Annotated in this window: 13 protein-coding genes; 10 read left to right on the top strand and 3 right to left on the bottom strand. The window is 59.3% G+C overall.

The features are described 5' to 3' along the window. Nucleotides 1–8: 8 nt before the first annotated feature. The 4 genes from HZ993_RS09660 to HZ993_RS09645 all read left to right on the top strand — a co-directional run bounded on the left by HZ993_RS09660 (nt 9) and on the right by HZ993_RS09645 (nt 5,273). Nucleotides 9–1,220, top strand: coding sequence for an IS91 family transposase (locus tag HZ993_RS09660; protein ID WP_209397450.1), 1,212 nt, complete (start codon nt 9–11; stop codon nt 1,218–1,220). Nucleotides 1,221–1,710: 490 nt separating this feature from the next. Continuing rightward, on the top strand, nt 1,711–2,526 hold the full coding sequence (locus HZ993_RS09655; protein ID WP_209397448.1) for a CPBP family intramembrane glutamic endopeptidase: 816 nt from the start codon (nt 1,711–1,713) through the stop codon (nt 2,524–2,526). A gap of 160 nt (nt 2,527–2,686) precedes the next feature. Continuing rightward, nucleotides 2,687–4,435 carry a YdiU family protein gene (locus tag HZ993_RS09650; protein WP_209397446.1) on the top strand — a complete coding sequence of 583 codons (1,749 nt, stop codon included), beginning with the start codon at nt 2,687–2,689 and terminating at the stop codon, nt 4,433–4,435. A gap of 142 nt (nt 4,436–4,577) precedes the next feature. Next, nucleotides 4,578–5,273: a hypothetical protein gene (locus HZ993_RS09645; RefSeq protein WP_209397444.1), complete on the top strand. Its 696-nt coding sequence runs from the start codon at nt 4,578–4,580 to the stop codon at nt 5,271–5,273. Between the two features lie 254 nt (nt 5,274–5,527). Here HZ993_RS09645 and HZ993_RS09640 read toward each other — a convergent pair whose 3' ends face one another. Further along, nucleotides 5,528–6,265 carry an SDR family oxidoreductase gene (locus HZ993_RS09640; protein ID WP_209397442.1) on the bottom strand — a complete coding sequence of 246 codons (738 nt, stop codon included), beginning with the start codon at nt 6,263–6,265 and terminating at the stop codon, nt 5,528–5,530. A gap of 237 nt (nt 6,266–6,502) precedes the next feature. Continuing rightward, on the bottom strand, nt 6,503–7,435 hold the full coding sequence (locus HZ993_RS09635) for a LysR family transcriptional regulator (RefSeq protein ID WP_209397441.1): 933 nt from the start codon (nt 7,433–7,435) through the stop codon (nt 6,503–6,505). Nucleotides 7,436–7,684: 249 nt separating this feature from the next. Here HZ993_RS09635 and HZ993_RS09630 point away from each other — a divergent pair, with 249 nt between their 5' ends. The 6 genes from HZ993_RS09630 (at nt 7,685) to HZ993_RS09605 (ending at nt 13,380) form a co-directional block, all read left to right on the top strand. Next, entirely contained in the window at nt 7,685–7,984 is a 300-nt protein-coding gene (locus tag HZ993_RS09630) for a superoxide dismutase (RefSeq protein WP_209397439.1), read from the top strand. A gap of 55 nt (nt 7,985–8,039) precedes the next feature. After that, a complete protein-coding gene (locus HZ993_RS09625) occupies nt 8,040–8,915 on the top strand; it encodes an alpha/beta hydrolase (RefSeq protein ID WP_209397437.1) in 876 nt (291 codons plus the stop codon). 81 nt (nt 8,916–8,996) lie between these two features. Next, nucleotides 8,997–9,692: a type 1 glutamine amidotransferase domain-containing protein gene (locus HZ993_RS09620; RefSeq protein WP_209397435.1), complete on the top strand. Its 696-nt coding sequence runs from the start codon at nt 8,997–8,999 to the stop codon at nt 9,690–9,692. 217 nt (nt 9,693–9,909) lie between these two features. Continuing rightward, nucleotides 9,910–10,752, top strand: a complete 843-nt coding sequence (locus HZ993_RS09615) for an amidohydrolase family protein (RefSeq protein WP_245213896.1) — start codon at nt 9,910–9,912, stop codon at nt 10,750–10,752. A 24-nt stretch (nt 10,753–10,776) separates the two neighbouring features. After that, complete coding sequence (locus tag HZ993_RS09610; RefSeq protein ID WP_209397431.1) at nt 10,777–11,517, top strand: SDR family oxidoreductase; 741 nt, start codon at nt 10,777–10,779, stop codon at nt 11,515–11,517. A 48-nt stretch (nt 11,518–11,565) separates the two neighbouring features. Beyond that, a complete protein-coding gene (locus tag HZ993_RS09605) occupies nt 11,566–13,380 on the top strand; it encodes a cation:proton antiporter (RefSeq protein ID WP_209397429.1) in 1,815 nt (604 codons plus the stop codon). A 675-nt stretch (nt 13,381–14,055) separates the two neighbouring features. Here the strand turns inward: HZ993_RS09605 and HZ993_RS09600 are convergent. Beyond that, complete coding sequence (locus HZ993_RS09600; RefSeq protein ID WP_209397427.1) at nt 14,056–14,625, bottom strand: hemerythrin domain-containing protein; 570 nt, start codon at nt 14,623–14,625, stop codon at nt 14,056–14,058. Nucleotides 14,626–14,638: the final 13 nt, after the last annotated feature.

The following is a 14,638-nucleotide window of genomic DNA, read 5'->3' as shown; positions in this document are numbered from 1 at the left end:
CCACCGCCATGGGCCACAGTGCCCTGGAGGTCGCGGACATCTTCCGCGCCCATGGGCCAGCCTTTAGAGCGGCGCAACGCTCACACCTGAGCCTGGGCCAGCTCAAGGCCATGTCAGCCATTGAACAGTGCCGCACGGCGGCACTGGGGGGACACGTTTTGCGCTGTCCGGACTGCCAGCAGGATCAGGTGTCCTACAACTCGTGTCGCAATCGCCATTGCCCGAAGTGCCAGGCTAATGCCGCCAAGCGCTGGTTGGAAGCCAGACAAGCTGATCTGCTACCGGTGGACTACTACCACGTGGTCTTCACGCTGCCAGCACCTATCAGCGATATTGCGTACTACAACAAGGCGGTGGTCTATGGCTTGTTGTTTGAGATCGCGGCTGAAACGCTGATCACCATTGCCGCCGACCCCAAGCACTTGGGCGCACAGGTGGGAGTGACGTTAGTGCTGCACACCTGGGGCTCGGCACTGACGCATCACCCGCATGTGCACGGCATCGTCCCAGGCGGTGGAATCTCGCTCGATGGCAAGCGGTGGGTATCCTGCAAGCCGGGCTTCTTCCTGTCGGTGCGGGTGCTCTCGCGTTTGTTTCGCCGGCGGTTTCTTGAATCACTGGAGGAGGCGCACCATGACGGCAAGTTGCAGTTCTTTGGTGACCATGCAGGCCTGGCTGATCCAAAGGCCTTTGCGAAGTGGCTGGCGCCACTGCGCCAATGCGAATGGGTTGTCTACGCCAAGCGTCCGTTTGCCGGGCCTGAGGCCGTGCTGGCCTATCTGTCGCGTTATACGCACCGGGTGGCGATTGCCAACTCCCGCTTGCTGACAATGGACGAGCGTGGGGTAACCTTCCGTTGGAAGGACTACCGGGACAAGGGCGAGCCGGACAGACCACGCCACAAGACAATGACCTTGAGTGCCGATGAGTTCATGCGCCGTTTCTTGTTGCATGTGCTGCCCGGCGGGTTTCACCGCATCCGCCACTTTGGATTGATCGCCAACCATGGGCGCACAGAGAAGCTCGCCCGCGCTCGGGAGTTGCTCGGCGTTGCGCCAGCGGTCATCACCGAAGCCTCTGAGGTCGGCACTGAAACTGAAGTCGATGGGGTTCGCCCGACCTTTGTTTGCGCCCACTGTGGCGCGGCAATGCTCGTCCTCGAGACCTTGGTGCGGGGGCACGCCATTCGCGCGCCACCGCCAAAGCGGGTGTCACTATGACGCACTGCCCAAAGAGCACCTATTGCAGGCTGACTATGCATTCAGCGCAGTTGGTGGGGATAGGTGTTGCCACACGGTGCAAAAGTGATCTGAAGGGTCTTCATTCACACCGCAGTATCCTGTTTCTCACCCGCCGATTCGTCGATCTGAACCTGGTGCGCGTGCAGTGGGGGTCGCCGTTTCTGGTTCCAGCTGCACTGTTTCGCATCCAATCGCCATAGTCTTGTAGCGGCCTCAACCAGTATTGGCACTCGCCGCGGTTTCCTCCTTCGAGGCTTGTACGACGCCCACCCTTCATGGGTGATCGTGGCGCCCTTGGCATGCCTGCGCGGGCGGGCATCCTACAAACCTAAACTGGAACCGACTGCAGGTTCGGGCCAACTGCGGACCTTCGCTAATGACCACTATCAGGCAGTAGACTTGCGTGACTGGGGAAGCCTTTGGTCGCGGCTGTTCCCTGAGATTCGGCCTTACCAAGATCCCGTCATACATGCCCCTCGAAAAAACAACATTCCCTTCCGCATCACAGGCCGCACTTCTGCTGTTGTCTGGTTTTCTTCTTCAGTACCTTCTTGGCGCCGCCCTCTATGACATTCGTAGGTCTCTCGACATTACGGACGAGCAAGGCCAAGTGCTCGTCATGCTGCTGGCAAACGGGATACTTATCACTGCTGTAATGCACGTTCGAGGAATGAGTCATCGCGACCTGGTGCACCCGAGCCATAACTCGTTGCTTTTGACCTCAGTTTTCTTGGTCCCGCCCGTGCTTCTTCTGATACCACTCACAGTGTTATTGGACTTAGTGCTGATCGACAGCCTTGAAGCCGTGTTTCCTGTATCAGCCTGGGAACAGCAAGCATTCTCCAATATGCTTGCCGCCACATTGCCCGCAGTAGTTGCGACATGCGTTATCGCCCCAATAGTGGAGGAAATGCTGTTCCGCGGCATTCTTTTGAGGTCCTTCCTTGAGCAGTATCCGCGGGGAGTTGCCATTGGTTTCTCGGCACTCTACTTTGGTGCGGCGCACCTTAACATCTACCAGTTCCTATTGGCATTTTTGCTTGGCCTGCTCCTTGGATGGCTCTACGAACGGTCGAGCTCTCTGGTTCCATGCATTGCTCTACATGCCGCCGTCAATGGCTCAGTCGTTTTGTTGGAAACATCGAAGGATTCGGTGACAAGTCTTGATCCCTTCGCATTTCCGGCAATTGCATGGTTGGGTGCAATTATTGCAGCGACAGTTGGCGCGACGGTTCTGTTTCGCTTACTAGGCATAGGGGCCAACAAGGGAGCAAATGAGACCTAACTTGTAGCCGAAAGTTGCCCGCTCTTCCAAAGACTCGGATCCATATGGCGATTGCATTCCTGTCGCCAACGGGCCATGTGCGGTCATTGGCCCATGGCCGCTTTCTGGAAGACAATCGTCCTTGCTCAGAAACCCTCAGGGACTGGGACCCACCCCTTGTATGAATAGCACCCACCCGCTCTCCTTCACCGACCTGATGCAACGGGCGCACCCCGCCTTGCTGCGAAATCTCGTCCCGGACCCAGAGCAGGCCCGCAATACGCCCAACAAGACCGCACGCCAGGTCAAGTCCGGTCATTACGTTGAGGTGCGCCCGACGTCGCTGCCAGCCCCTCGCTACGTCATTCACAGCCCAGCCTTCTTTGAGGCCTTGGGGTTGGCAGACGAGGTGGCCAGTGATCCGGCTTTTATGCAGTTCTTCACGGGTGATCTGGACCCAGTCGTAGAGGCAGCCAACGCCGCCGGGGTGTCCCCCACGGTGCGCTCCAGCGGCTGGGCGACCGGCTACGCACTCAGCATTTACGGGCAGGAAATGGTGAACAACTGCCCTTTCAGAACCGGCAATGGATACGGCGACGGACGCGCCATTTCGGTGCTGGAGGTACTGCTCGCCGACGGACAGCCTTGGGAGTTCCAGCTCAAAGGCGGCGGCACCACCCCGTATTGCCGCGGTGGTGACGGCCGTGCTGTGCTGCGCTCCAGCATCCGTGAGTTTTTGGCCTCGGAAGCTATGGCGGCGCTGGGAGTGCCAAGCGCGCGGGCGCTGTGCCTCTTTGTCTCGGGCAGTGAAACGGTCAGACGCCCTTGGTATTCACCGGGTGCAAAAACCGAGGAGCCTGACCGCATGGTGGACGAGCCGGCGGCCATCACTACCCGTGCGGCCCCCTCCTTCTTACGGGTCGGTCAAGTCGAATTGTTTGGCCGGCGGGCCAGGCATAACGCGCACCCGCGTGCGCTGGCCGAGCTGGAGGCGATCTTTCAGCATGCACTCGACCGCGAATATCCAGACTTGGCCGCCAGCCTGCACGGCCCCGAGGTGACGCTAGCGGACAAAGTCGTCGCCATGGCACGTGAGTTTGGCGTGCGCTTGTCGCATTTGGTGGCCCATTGGATTCGGGTGGGGTACTGCCAAGGCAACTTCAACAGCGACAACTGTGCACTGGGGGGGCGAACGCTGGACTACGGCCCCTTCGGCTTCATGGAAGCCTATGACCCTGCGTTTCAAATGTGGATTGGTGGCGGGGAACATTTCGCGTTTATGAACCAGCCCATGGCCGCAGTAGTCAATTTCAGGATGTTCTGCACCGCTTTGGTCCCCTTGCTGGGACAGGACACCCGCGCCATGGAGGAATTGGACGCGGTGGTGCAGGCGCTACCGGACCGCATGGCGAGCACGCTGCATGCCATGTGGGCCCAAAAAATGGGCCTGATCGAATTTCGTGCGGAACTGTTTGCCGAGTTGCACACCCTCATGGCACAAACCCCGGTGGACTACACGATCTTCTGGCGGGAGCTTTCCAGCCTACCCCAGGAGGTGGCGGACTTGCGTCCCAGCTTCTACGCAAGCCGTGCGGCTTATGGCCAAGACCCGGCAGGCACGGAGGCCCGCTGGACCACGTGGCTGCAGAAGTGGCACGCCGCCTTGGCGCAAGACGGGCGTGATCCCTTGGAGGTGTCGGTGGCCATGAAGCTTGTCAACCCCAAGTACATCCCAAGGGAGTGGATGCTGGTGGAGGCCTACCGCAGCGCCACGGACGCTGGAGACTTCACGCAGGTGCGGCACCTGCACGCCTTGCTGGCAGACCCCTACAGCGAACAGTCGCCAGAGCTCGCCGCCCTGTATTACACCAAGAAGCGGGATGAGTACTTTGGCTTGGGCGGCACCTCGCACTGCAGTTGCTCGTCGTAGGACAGGGCTTGTCGGGTCGTTATGGTGGCGATGATTTACATAGGTCTTGTTCCGCAACTTGGGCGTCCAGGACCAAGCCTTCGGTGAGAGACGTTTGAAACGCGCGACATAGCGGTGCGTCATCGGGTAACGTTGAGCACAAATGAACGCTAGCGACCGTCTACAAAAGGCAAGAGAACTCACGCTGGAAGGCCACTTCGCGGAAGCGCTTGCCGAGTTTGAATGGATCCACGAAAACGCTCTCTCAGAAGAGCCAGCCTTGCGGGGTGTGCGTCGTTCTTTTGCCTTGTCGTTCTGGGTGGAGCTCGGTGAGCAATACCCTGCGGCGCTCAAAGCGCTCACAGCAGTGCGTGATCGCGGCCAAGCGGCGCTGCTCGACGGCACACGCGACATCGGTCTGTTCGCCGACGTTGTGGCCATCGACCGCTACCTCGGCGATCAACAGGCCACTTACCGGTTGTTCCGTGTCCTTCATGAGAGCGAGCCGCTCTTTGCTGCTGACTGCTTCGACCGCGCGTTCGCCTCTGTTGTCGCCGCCCAAGACTTTCATCTCGCGCGAGGGTGCATACCTGACCCAGGAGCCGCTTTGTCTGCCTTGCTGAAAGACTTCAATGAGTCGGTGAGCCGAGGCTTGCAGCGATCTGACAAGCGCCGCCGCGCGCACTCGCTACAGGCCTATATCAGCAACTTTTCGTCCGATGTACAACTCTTACTGAATGTCGTTCGAAACACGGACGGAGTGCTGCAAGCCGGGGAGCTGGCACGTGCATCCATCGTTGGTATCTCGCAATTGACAGTCCGCAAGCGCGTAGCCAGGAAAATTGACTCCTATGTGTGATTTACAAGGTATCAGCCTGACGAAAAATGCGCAGCCCAGCAGCCGGCAACGGGCCCGGTGCGGTCGGTGGTCAATGTCCGCTGTCAGCCACTGAGTTGATGGTCGGACCGTCGCCGTTGTTACGGACCATCAAAGAACTGAAACAGGATCTGGGACGCAGCTTTTCCGATTCTGTCGCAATATGCGTAGAAGAAGGTATATGTGTCATCGCATACCTTCTATCCTTCCCCTGTGGCGACCGGTCTGGGTACTGGTCAGGTGCCGTTCATTCGCTCGAACAAGGCCTCGCCCATCTTGCGCGCGCCCGCAGCCAAGCCGACCATCACTTCGTCCTGATCGTTCTCCAACTGGGCAAGCGCTTGGGTGGCAAAGTCTTCCGGAGTCATCATGTGCTGGTCGGTCGTGCCACCACTGCGGTCCCCGCCGCCCAGTCCGGTATCAACGATGGGTGGCGCCATCTCCACGACCCTGACACCCGTCGCTTTAAGCTGGTGGCGCAACGTGAGGGTAAAGGAATGCATGGCCGCCTTGGTCGCGCAGTAGACAGGGATGTCAGCCATCGGCGCGAATGCCAGTCCCGAACTGACATTGACGATCACGGCCTTGGGCTGTCGAATCAGCAGAGGCAGGAGCGCACCGATAAGCTGAACCGGTGCTGTGAAATTGGTTGCCACTTCCTGTTCGAGATGCTCCAGCGCGCCGCCTTCCTTGAACATCCGGCGGTATTGAACCCCCGCATTGTTGACCATCACATTGAGGTCGGGGTATGCGGTGTTCAGCCAGTCCACCATAGCCTGGCGGCTTGCGGCATCCGTGATGTTGCAGATGCGGGTGATCAAGGCCGGCACCTTTGCCTGTGCTTTTAGCAGCGCCTCTTCGCTGCGTCCGCAGATGATGACGCGATTGCCGCGTTCGCAAAGTTGCCGCGCTAGCGCAAAGCCGATGCCGGCGGCTCCGCCCGTAATGAGAATGGTGTTGGTTGTCAGGTTCATATCGACTGTCCTTCTGGGTTGAAAAAAAGAAGGTGTGCCGATGAAAATACAAGGATTCCACGGCACACCTATACGCCCGGCAAGCCGGTGCAGGTGTCGTGGATACCTTGTTAGGAAAGCTGCCGCCCTGTGTGGGGTGGTGACCGGGCTACCATCCGGCCTGCGCTCTTTCGACGGAACGGTTTATAGCGCAAATCGCTGCACGTGGCAACTCACTGCGGCTCATGGTGGGCGATTTCATTCACCCCCTTCGGCAAAGTGTTCAACCAGCGCGTCCACCGCCAGCCGCAGGCGCAGCGGCATGTGGGGCGTGCTGGGCCACAGCGCATAACAGTCCCTCGCCGCGCCGGGCTGGTCGTCCAGTACGCTGACCAGTTTCCCCGTGCGCAGGCGGTCACGCACCAGCCATTCAGGCAGCCACGCGAGACCCAAGCCGGCTGTGGCCGCGTCTGCAATGGCCTCCAAATCGTCAAGCTGCAGGCGTGAGGTCAGTGGCATGTCGACGATGCGGCCGGTCGCGTCTGGCAACTGCCAGACATTGATGCGGTCGGCACGCCGGTAGAGCAGGATGCTGTGCGTTGCCAGTTCGGCGGTGCTCTGCGGTCGCCCCTGTGCAGCCAGGTAGGCCGGCGAGGCACACACCTGCTTACGTTGCACCACCAGCTTGCGCGCCCGCAGGCCTGCGCTCTCGGCCCCGAGTACACCACTGCGAATGGCGAGATCGAAGCCCTCGGCCAGCACGTCTACCGGGCGGTCGCTGAAGCTCAGGTACAGATCCAGCGACGGATGCTGCTGCGCCAGGTTCAGCAAAATGGGCGCGACGCAATGGCGACCAAACAACACCGGCATCGTGACACGCAGCCGCCCGCCCACTGCGTGCCGGCCCGACTGCATTTGCGCCTCAGCGGCCTGTAGTTCCGACAGCGCGCGCAGGCAGTGCTCATAGTAGATCTGGCCATCGTCGGTGAGGCTCTGTACGCGCGTGGTGCGGTGAAACAAGCGCGCGGCTAGGCGAGCCTCCAGCCGCGCCATCGCTTTGCCCACGGCCGAGCGTGTCAGGTCCAGGTGCTCGGCCGCGCGCGCGAAGCCCCCCAGGCGCACAACTTCCACGAACACGGTGACGCCATCCAGCCGCTCTTGGCGCTCTGGAGTGGCATTGGTTGCAGTCATTGGTGAATTTAGATCTCTAATCATTGGAATATATATCTACATTAGATCCTACATTTCTACCATAACATACCGCCACCGGGTTGCGACGGGAATGTGAGGCGACAAACCGCCGGGTACTTGCTCCCGGCATGGACGGTAACTCCTCGGTCGACGGAGCCCCCCAAAAAACCGCCCGACAGGTCGAGCGCATGACCGAGGGCTTGCACCCACTCCAACCCATTTGATCCATTTCTACCAAGGAACCGCACCATGAAACTGCTTTGCCTCGACATCCCCCAACCCGGCGCCAGCCTGGATCAATACCAACCGCACATGCTGGACGAAGCTCGGCACGGATGGCAACTCTACAAAAGTGGCATCGTGCGCGACATCTATTTCCGTCAGGACCGCCCCGGCGTCGCCATCCTTGCCGAGGCCGAGTCGGTAGAAGCCGCCAGGACCGCCTTGCGTGAATTCCCATTAGCCAAGGCCGGGCTTATTGATTGGGATGTCATCCCGCTGGGGCCTTTCTTGAACTGGGAAATGCTGTTTGCATCTGGCAACGCCTGATATCCAGGGCCCGCTCCGGCATCCCTCTCTCCTAGCCACACAGGAAAAATTCTCCATGATCCAGCCTGTTGCATTCACGAACAAAGCCATACGAATTTCGGCGCACTTGCACCTTCCGGACGGCTTCCGAGAAGACAAAAAATATCCCGCTCTCGTCGGGATTCATCCCATGGGAGGCGTGAAGGAGCAAACCATCGGGCTTTATGCGAAGCGGCTCGCAGCGCTGGGCTTCGTTGTCGTCGTGTATGACTCGACCCACCAGGGAGAGAGCGGCGGTGAGCCGCGCCTGCTCGAAGACCCCACGATCCGGGTGGAAGATGCGCGTTGTGCGGCAGACTTTCTCACGACATTGCCGTATGTGGACGACACCCGCATGGGCGTTTTCGGCATCTGTGCCGGCGGCGGATATGCACTCTCCGTAGCGCAGACCGAGCGCCGCTTCAAGGCAGTGGCTGGGGTCAGCGCGACGCCGATGGGCGAGGCGGCCAGGAGCATGTTTGGCCAGCCGATTCCAACCGCCGAGCTGATCAAGACGCTGGAAGCGGCGGCCAGTCAGCGCACGGCCGAAGCGCGTGGAGAAAAACCCGTCTTACTCCCGACGGTTCCAGTACGCCTCGAAGACATCAATGAGAACACGCCAACCATGATGCGCGAAGGGCACGACTACTACCACACGCCGCGTGGTCAGCATCCGAACGCACCGGGTCTGTTTCCGATGAGCAGCATGGACAAGATGCTGGCCTTCTCGGTCTTCCCCCTGATCCCGGGTCTGCTGACCCAACCCTTGCTCCTCGTCGTGGGAAGCATTGCCGACACGAAGATCTTCAGCGACCAGGCCTATGCACTTTCCAACGGGCCGAAAGAGCTATTTGTCTTGATGGGGCCACGCACATCGACCTGTATGACGTCCCTGAATACCTGGATCAGGTAGTGCCAAAACTCGCTTCCTTCTTCGGCAAGCTTTAGTCTTAAACGCAATTTTTATCTTCGCTATACAACAAGAACCTAGACCATGACCCAGCAAGCCTCTGAACTCAAACCCGTCCTCTTCGTCGTCACCAGCAACGCTGTGAAGGGAGCGACCGGCATCCCCACCGGCTACAACCTGGCCGAAGTCACCCACCCGCTGGAAAAATTGCATGCGGCCGGCATTCGCGTGGAGTTCGCCTCCATCCTGGGTGGTGACGCACCACTGGATGGGTTGGAGGACATGAAAGACCCCGTCATCGCCCACTATTGGGCCGATGCCGATTTCCGCCACGCCATCGCCCATACACTGCGCCTGGACGACGTGGACCCTTCGCGCTATTCGGCTATCTTCTTTGCGGGCGGTCACGGCACGATGTGGGACTTCCCCGACAGTCCTGCCGTGCAAAAAGCCATCCGCGAGATCGATGCGGCTGGTGGCATTGTCTCTGCAGTGTGCCACGGCCCGGCGGCCCTGGTCAATGCGCGCCGTGCTGACGGCAGCCTGCTGGTAACGGGCAAACGGTTGGCCGCCTTTACCAATGGCGAGGAAGAAGAAGTGCAGTCCACCCACGTGGTGCCTTTCCTGTTGGAGTCGACGCTGGTTGAGCGCGGTGCGCAGCACCAGACCGCAGCCAATTGGGCCAACAACGTGGTCGTCGATGGCCGACTCATCACCGGACAGAACCCGCAGTCTGCCGCGCGCTTGGGCGAAGCGTTGCGCGACGCCCTGTTTGCCTGATCGCCACTGAAACGCGAAGAGCAACAAGGTGAAACTGATCTGCGTCGAAGAGCACGTGCTCGACCCCGCCATCGGTGGGGCCACACAGGGCCTCGTCCGCGCTGAAGCGCCCTACCTGCCAGACTGGGGCAGTCGAGTGGTGGATGGTCATCGTGTGGCTGATACCACTCGTCCGCACGTCATTGCGCCCAGGGAATCTGCCCGTAAAGCCTTGGAAATGGGCTCTTCACGCGTGGCCGACATGGACACAGCAGGCATCACCATGCAGGTGCTGTCCCACGGCGGGTACCCTCAGTTGCTGCCCGCCGCGCATGCTATTGATCTGACCCGCGCTGCGAACGACAAGCTGGCTCAAGCGGCGCAGGCTAACCCTACGCGCTTCGCGGGGTTTGCTACGCTGCCCTGGCAAGCTCCCGAGGCAGCGGCGCGGGAGCTGGAGCGTGCGGTCAATGAGCTGGGTCTCAAAGGCGCGCTCATCAATGGCCGTCCCGGCGACACCTTCCTCGATGACGCGCGCTACGCGCCCATCCTCGCTGCCTTCGACACGTTGAAAGTGCCGCTGTACGTCCACCCCGGTCTGCCGCTGTCGGCAGTGCAAGCGCCGTACTACGGCGGCTTCGAGCGCGAACTGGGTGCGCGGCTTGCGATGTTCGCCTGGGGTTGGCATAACGAGGCCGGTATTCAGGTTGTGCGTATGCTGTTGGCAGGCGTGTTCGATCGCTATCCCAGACTGCAGGTCATCAGCGGTCATTGGGGCGAGATGGTGCCCTTCTTCCTGCAGCGGTTGGAAGACTCCATTCCGCTGGAAGCCTCCGGCCTCCAACGCCCCATCGTGCAGACCTACCGCGAGCATGTGTACGTATCGCCCAGCGGCATGCTCACGCTGCCACACTTCCAATTCATTTATTCGCTGATGGGGGCAGACCGCATCCTGTACTCCATCGACTACCCCTACCAGAGCCTGGACGGCGCCCGCGCCTTTATAGAGCGCCTGCCCGTCAGCAGAGCAGACAAGGCCCTGATTGCCCACGGCAACGCCGAGCGCCTGCTGGGTTTGTGATCCAACATCAAGAGAGAAATAAGCATGACACATGGAATCGAAAACAAGGTCGTCGTCATCACCGGCGGCAGCAGCGGTTTGGGCGCGGAGACCGCCCGGCATCTGGTGCGGGCGGGCGCAAAGGTCATTCTGGGCGCACGGCGCCTGGACCGCCTGCAGGCGCTGGCGAAGGAACTCGGCCTGGGTGCCGAGAGTTTCGTACAAACCGATGTCACCGACTACGCGCAAGTACACGCGCTAGTGGCACGCGCCATAGCGACGCACGGGCGCATTGACGTGATGCTCAACAACGCCGGGGTGATGCCGCTCTCGCCATTGGAGATGTTGCGCGTGGACGAATGGGACCAGACCATCGACGTCAACATCAAGGGCGTGCTCTATGGCATTGCCGCCGCGCTGCCCTACATGAAGGCGCAAAAGAGCGGACAGTTCATCAATGTCTCGTCGGTGGCCGGTCACGTGGTGAGCGCGGGCGGCGTGGTGTACAGCGCCAGCAAGTTCGCAGTGCGTGCCATCTCCGAAGGGCTGCGCAAGGAGGTCAAGCCCTACAACATCCGATCCACGCTTCTGTCGCCCGGCGCGGTGGACACCGAACTTCCGGCATCCACCAAGGCCGAGGGCATGGCGCAGGCCATGCAGGCGTTTTATGCGCACAACGCCATCCCGGCAGACAGCTTCGCGCGCTGCGCGCTTTTTGCCATGAGCCAGCCGGACGCAGTGGACATCAATGAAATCCTCTTCCGCCCGACACGACAGGAATTTTGAGATGAATGTACGTGGTGCAGAGTTGAGCAGATGATCGAAGGCTGACACGTGAACAGTACCCTCCTTTATGCCTTCATTTTTCTTACCGCTGGCGTCATTTCGGTGCCACTGGCCAAGCGATTTGGCCTGGGTTCCGTGCTGGGCTACCTCATCGCGGGCATCTGCATCGCACCGCTTATTTCTCTGCTCGGCATAGAAACCCATAGGCTGCAGGAGTTTGCCGAATTTGGTGTTGTGATGATGCTCTTCCTGGTTGGCTTGGAGCTGGAACCGCGGAAGCTGTGGGCCTTGCGACACCGGCTGGTCGGGCTCGGTGGCTTGCAACTGCTGTTGACCACATTGGCCGTCTGTCTGGGAGCGATCCTCGTCGGCCTGGACTGGAAAATGGGTGTGGCTATCGGATTGATCGCAACGGGATCGTCGACGGCCATCGTGCTGCAAAGCCTGGGTGAAAAAGGGCTATTGAAAAGTGATGGTGGCGAAGCCAGCTTCGTCGTTCTATTGTTCCAGGATATCTCGGTCATCCCTGTTCTGGCCCTTCTGCCGCTTCTGGCAAGTCAAGAATTTTCACCTGCTATACACGGAGCCACGCATTCTCCACAGGTTGCCAGCCTGCTGGCTGGGCTGCCCGTTTGGATGAATACACTCGCCACCATTCTGGCTGTTGGGTTCATCATCGTAGGCGGCAACTACCTTTCCAAGCCCCTTTTTCGTTTCATCGCGTCGGCACGATTGCGCGAAGTATTCACCGGTGCGGCTTTGCTCTTGGTGATTGGTATCGCGCTGCTGATGGTGATGGTTGGGCTGTCGCCAGCACTTGGGACCTTTCTCGCTGGCGTAGTGCTTGCCAACAGCGAATACCGTCACGAACTCGAAAGCGACATTGAGCCATTCAAGGGCCTACTGCTCGGGTTGTTCTTTATGACCGTTGGCGCGGGTATCGATTTTTCCTATCTGTTCGCCAATGGGTCCATCGTCGCCGGCATCACACTTGCATTCGTATGCGTGAAAGTCGGTGTGCTCTGGTGCATCGGTACGGTATTCCGTCTTGGCGGTTCTGATCGGTGGCTGTTCTCACTGGGCTTGGCTCAAATTGGGGAATTTGCTTTCGTATTGCTTGCCTTTGCGACCCAGAACGCGGTCATGCCGGAGTCCGTTGCCAAGCCACTGCTTCTCGCCGTGGCGCTATCCATGCTTCTGACACCAATTCTCTTCATCGTGTTCGATCGAATCATCCTGGTCAGGATGGTCAGATCGCAGGCCAGAAAGGCGGATGAAATCGATGTTCAAGGTGTTGCGATCATCGTTGGCATCGGGCGATTTGGACAAATCGTCAATCGAATTCTACGCATCAAAGGCTACGAAACCGTAGTGCTTGATGTCAACGCAGAGATGATCGACACCATGACGACAATCGGGGTGAAGGCGTTCTACGGAGACGGTGCACGGCCGGATTTATTGGATGCGGCGGGGTTGGCGAATGCACGCTTGCTCGTCGTTGCCATCGATGATCGCGAGCGCGTGCTAGCGATCGTCAAGCACGCCAAGCGGCTGCGTCCGGATCTACATGTCGTTGCGCGCGCTTACGATCGGATTCATGTTTATGACCTTTTCAGTGCCGGCTGCGATGACATCGTAAGAGAAACGTTTGACAGCGCTGTACGCGCGGGCCGCTATTCCCTGGAAGCCCTGGGAACCGGGTCGGACGACGCCGAGTCGCTGATCAATGCCTTTGTTGACGCGGATCGAAAGTCCATGCGTTCGCTTGCAGTACTGCACAACCCGGACATCCCTCCAAACAAGAATTCAGCCTACATGGATAAGCTAAAGGAGATACGCAGCCAAGAAGCGCATATGTCATGAGCGTGTCCATGCGAATGTCTGCTTTGTGTTGTTGAATATACGGCACTGGCCGTCCGCTTTCGAAAACGGCTGTACGCGGAACTCGTCTAAGGGTCGAAACTGGTCCTATGCGGGGCGCAATTGTCTGGTGTCATTACTTCGCGGTCGCTCTGAAGAATCGCATTTTTCGAGATAAGACCACACTGGGTGACGCTCTTTCACTCCCCGTGTCGCTTCGCGATACGGGGACTTAGTTCAAGCATTCAATATGAACTTAGTTAGCGGAAGCTGCAGGAATTCCAACCACCAATCGCTGGTCATCACCGGAAATTGGCTCAGAGCTGGTCAACAATTTCCGGCGCGGGTGGTCAGCTAGATCGGAATACGCCCAGAAGCTATTTTGCTCTGCCATACTGTATAAACAGTCAGTATGGCGAGGGCCGTTTTTTTTGAGTGGCTTCGACGTATTGAATGTACTCAGCAACACAAGTCTCATTGAGGCGTTCGCTTGCCAAGTGAAAGTACGGTCCCTCAATCGGCGTATCTGAAAAGTTGGATGTTTAGTGGCACGAAATCGGAAAAAGTGAATGTTTAGTGGCACAACTGGGAAATGTCCATTGGCAACTTATTTTTCAGTTTGATGTAAATCAATGACTTACGATCTCATACAAGTGAATGTTGAATGGCATTCCGCACTTAAAACGCCGGGGGGCGAAGCCCAGCGCCCCGCCGTGCGGCCATCTCGGAACCCATCGTTTGGGCGTCGTCTGGCGTCAGGAGGCGTTCCACACAGGGGTACACCAGCTGCTCTTCGATGCGGATGTGCTCCGCATACCGCGCGCAGAAGGCTTGCACCAGTTGGTCCGTCTGCCAAGCCAGGGGCAGGGGTTGGGATGTTTCCTCGGCTAGCAGGGCCTGCAGCTCGGCACGCAAATGGCGCCAGTCGGCCTCCATGGTCTGGTGTTCTACGCCCAGCCGTATGACAGCTGCTATGGCGTCCGGGTTGCCACTGCGGTGGGCGGCCGGGAAGATATGCAACTCCTCGTCCTGGTGGTGCAGCGGCGCGGCCTGGTCAAAATAACGCATCACGTCCCTTGCCGCCTGCCTGGCCTGGGCGTCTACGCCGTGCACCACCACATGGGCCTGCAGCTTGCCCAGCAGGGTGAGCATGCGGTGTACACGGTCGTGGCAGGCCCGCAGCATGTCAAAAGGCTGCTCCCAGCTGGCAACGACCCTTTGCTGGCCTGGTTCAGACGGCACAAACATGGCAGGATGGTGC

The organism is Rhodoferax sp. AJA081-3, assembly GCF_017798165.1.
In the GTDB taxonomy this organism is placed as follows: domain Bacteria; phylum Pseudomonadota; class Gammaproteobacteria; order Burkholderiales; family Burkholderiaceae_C; genus Allorhodoferax.
The sequence above is the reverse complement of the archived record's forward strand: the minus strand, read 5'-3'. Positions and strand labels throughout refer to the sequence as shown.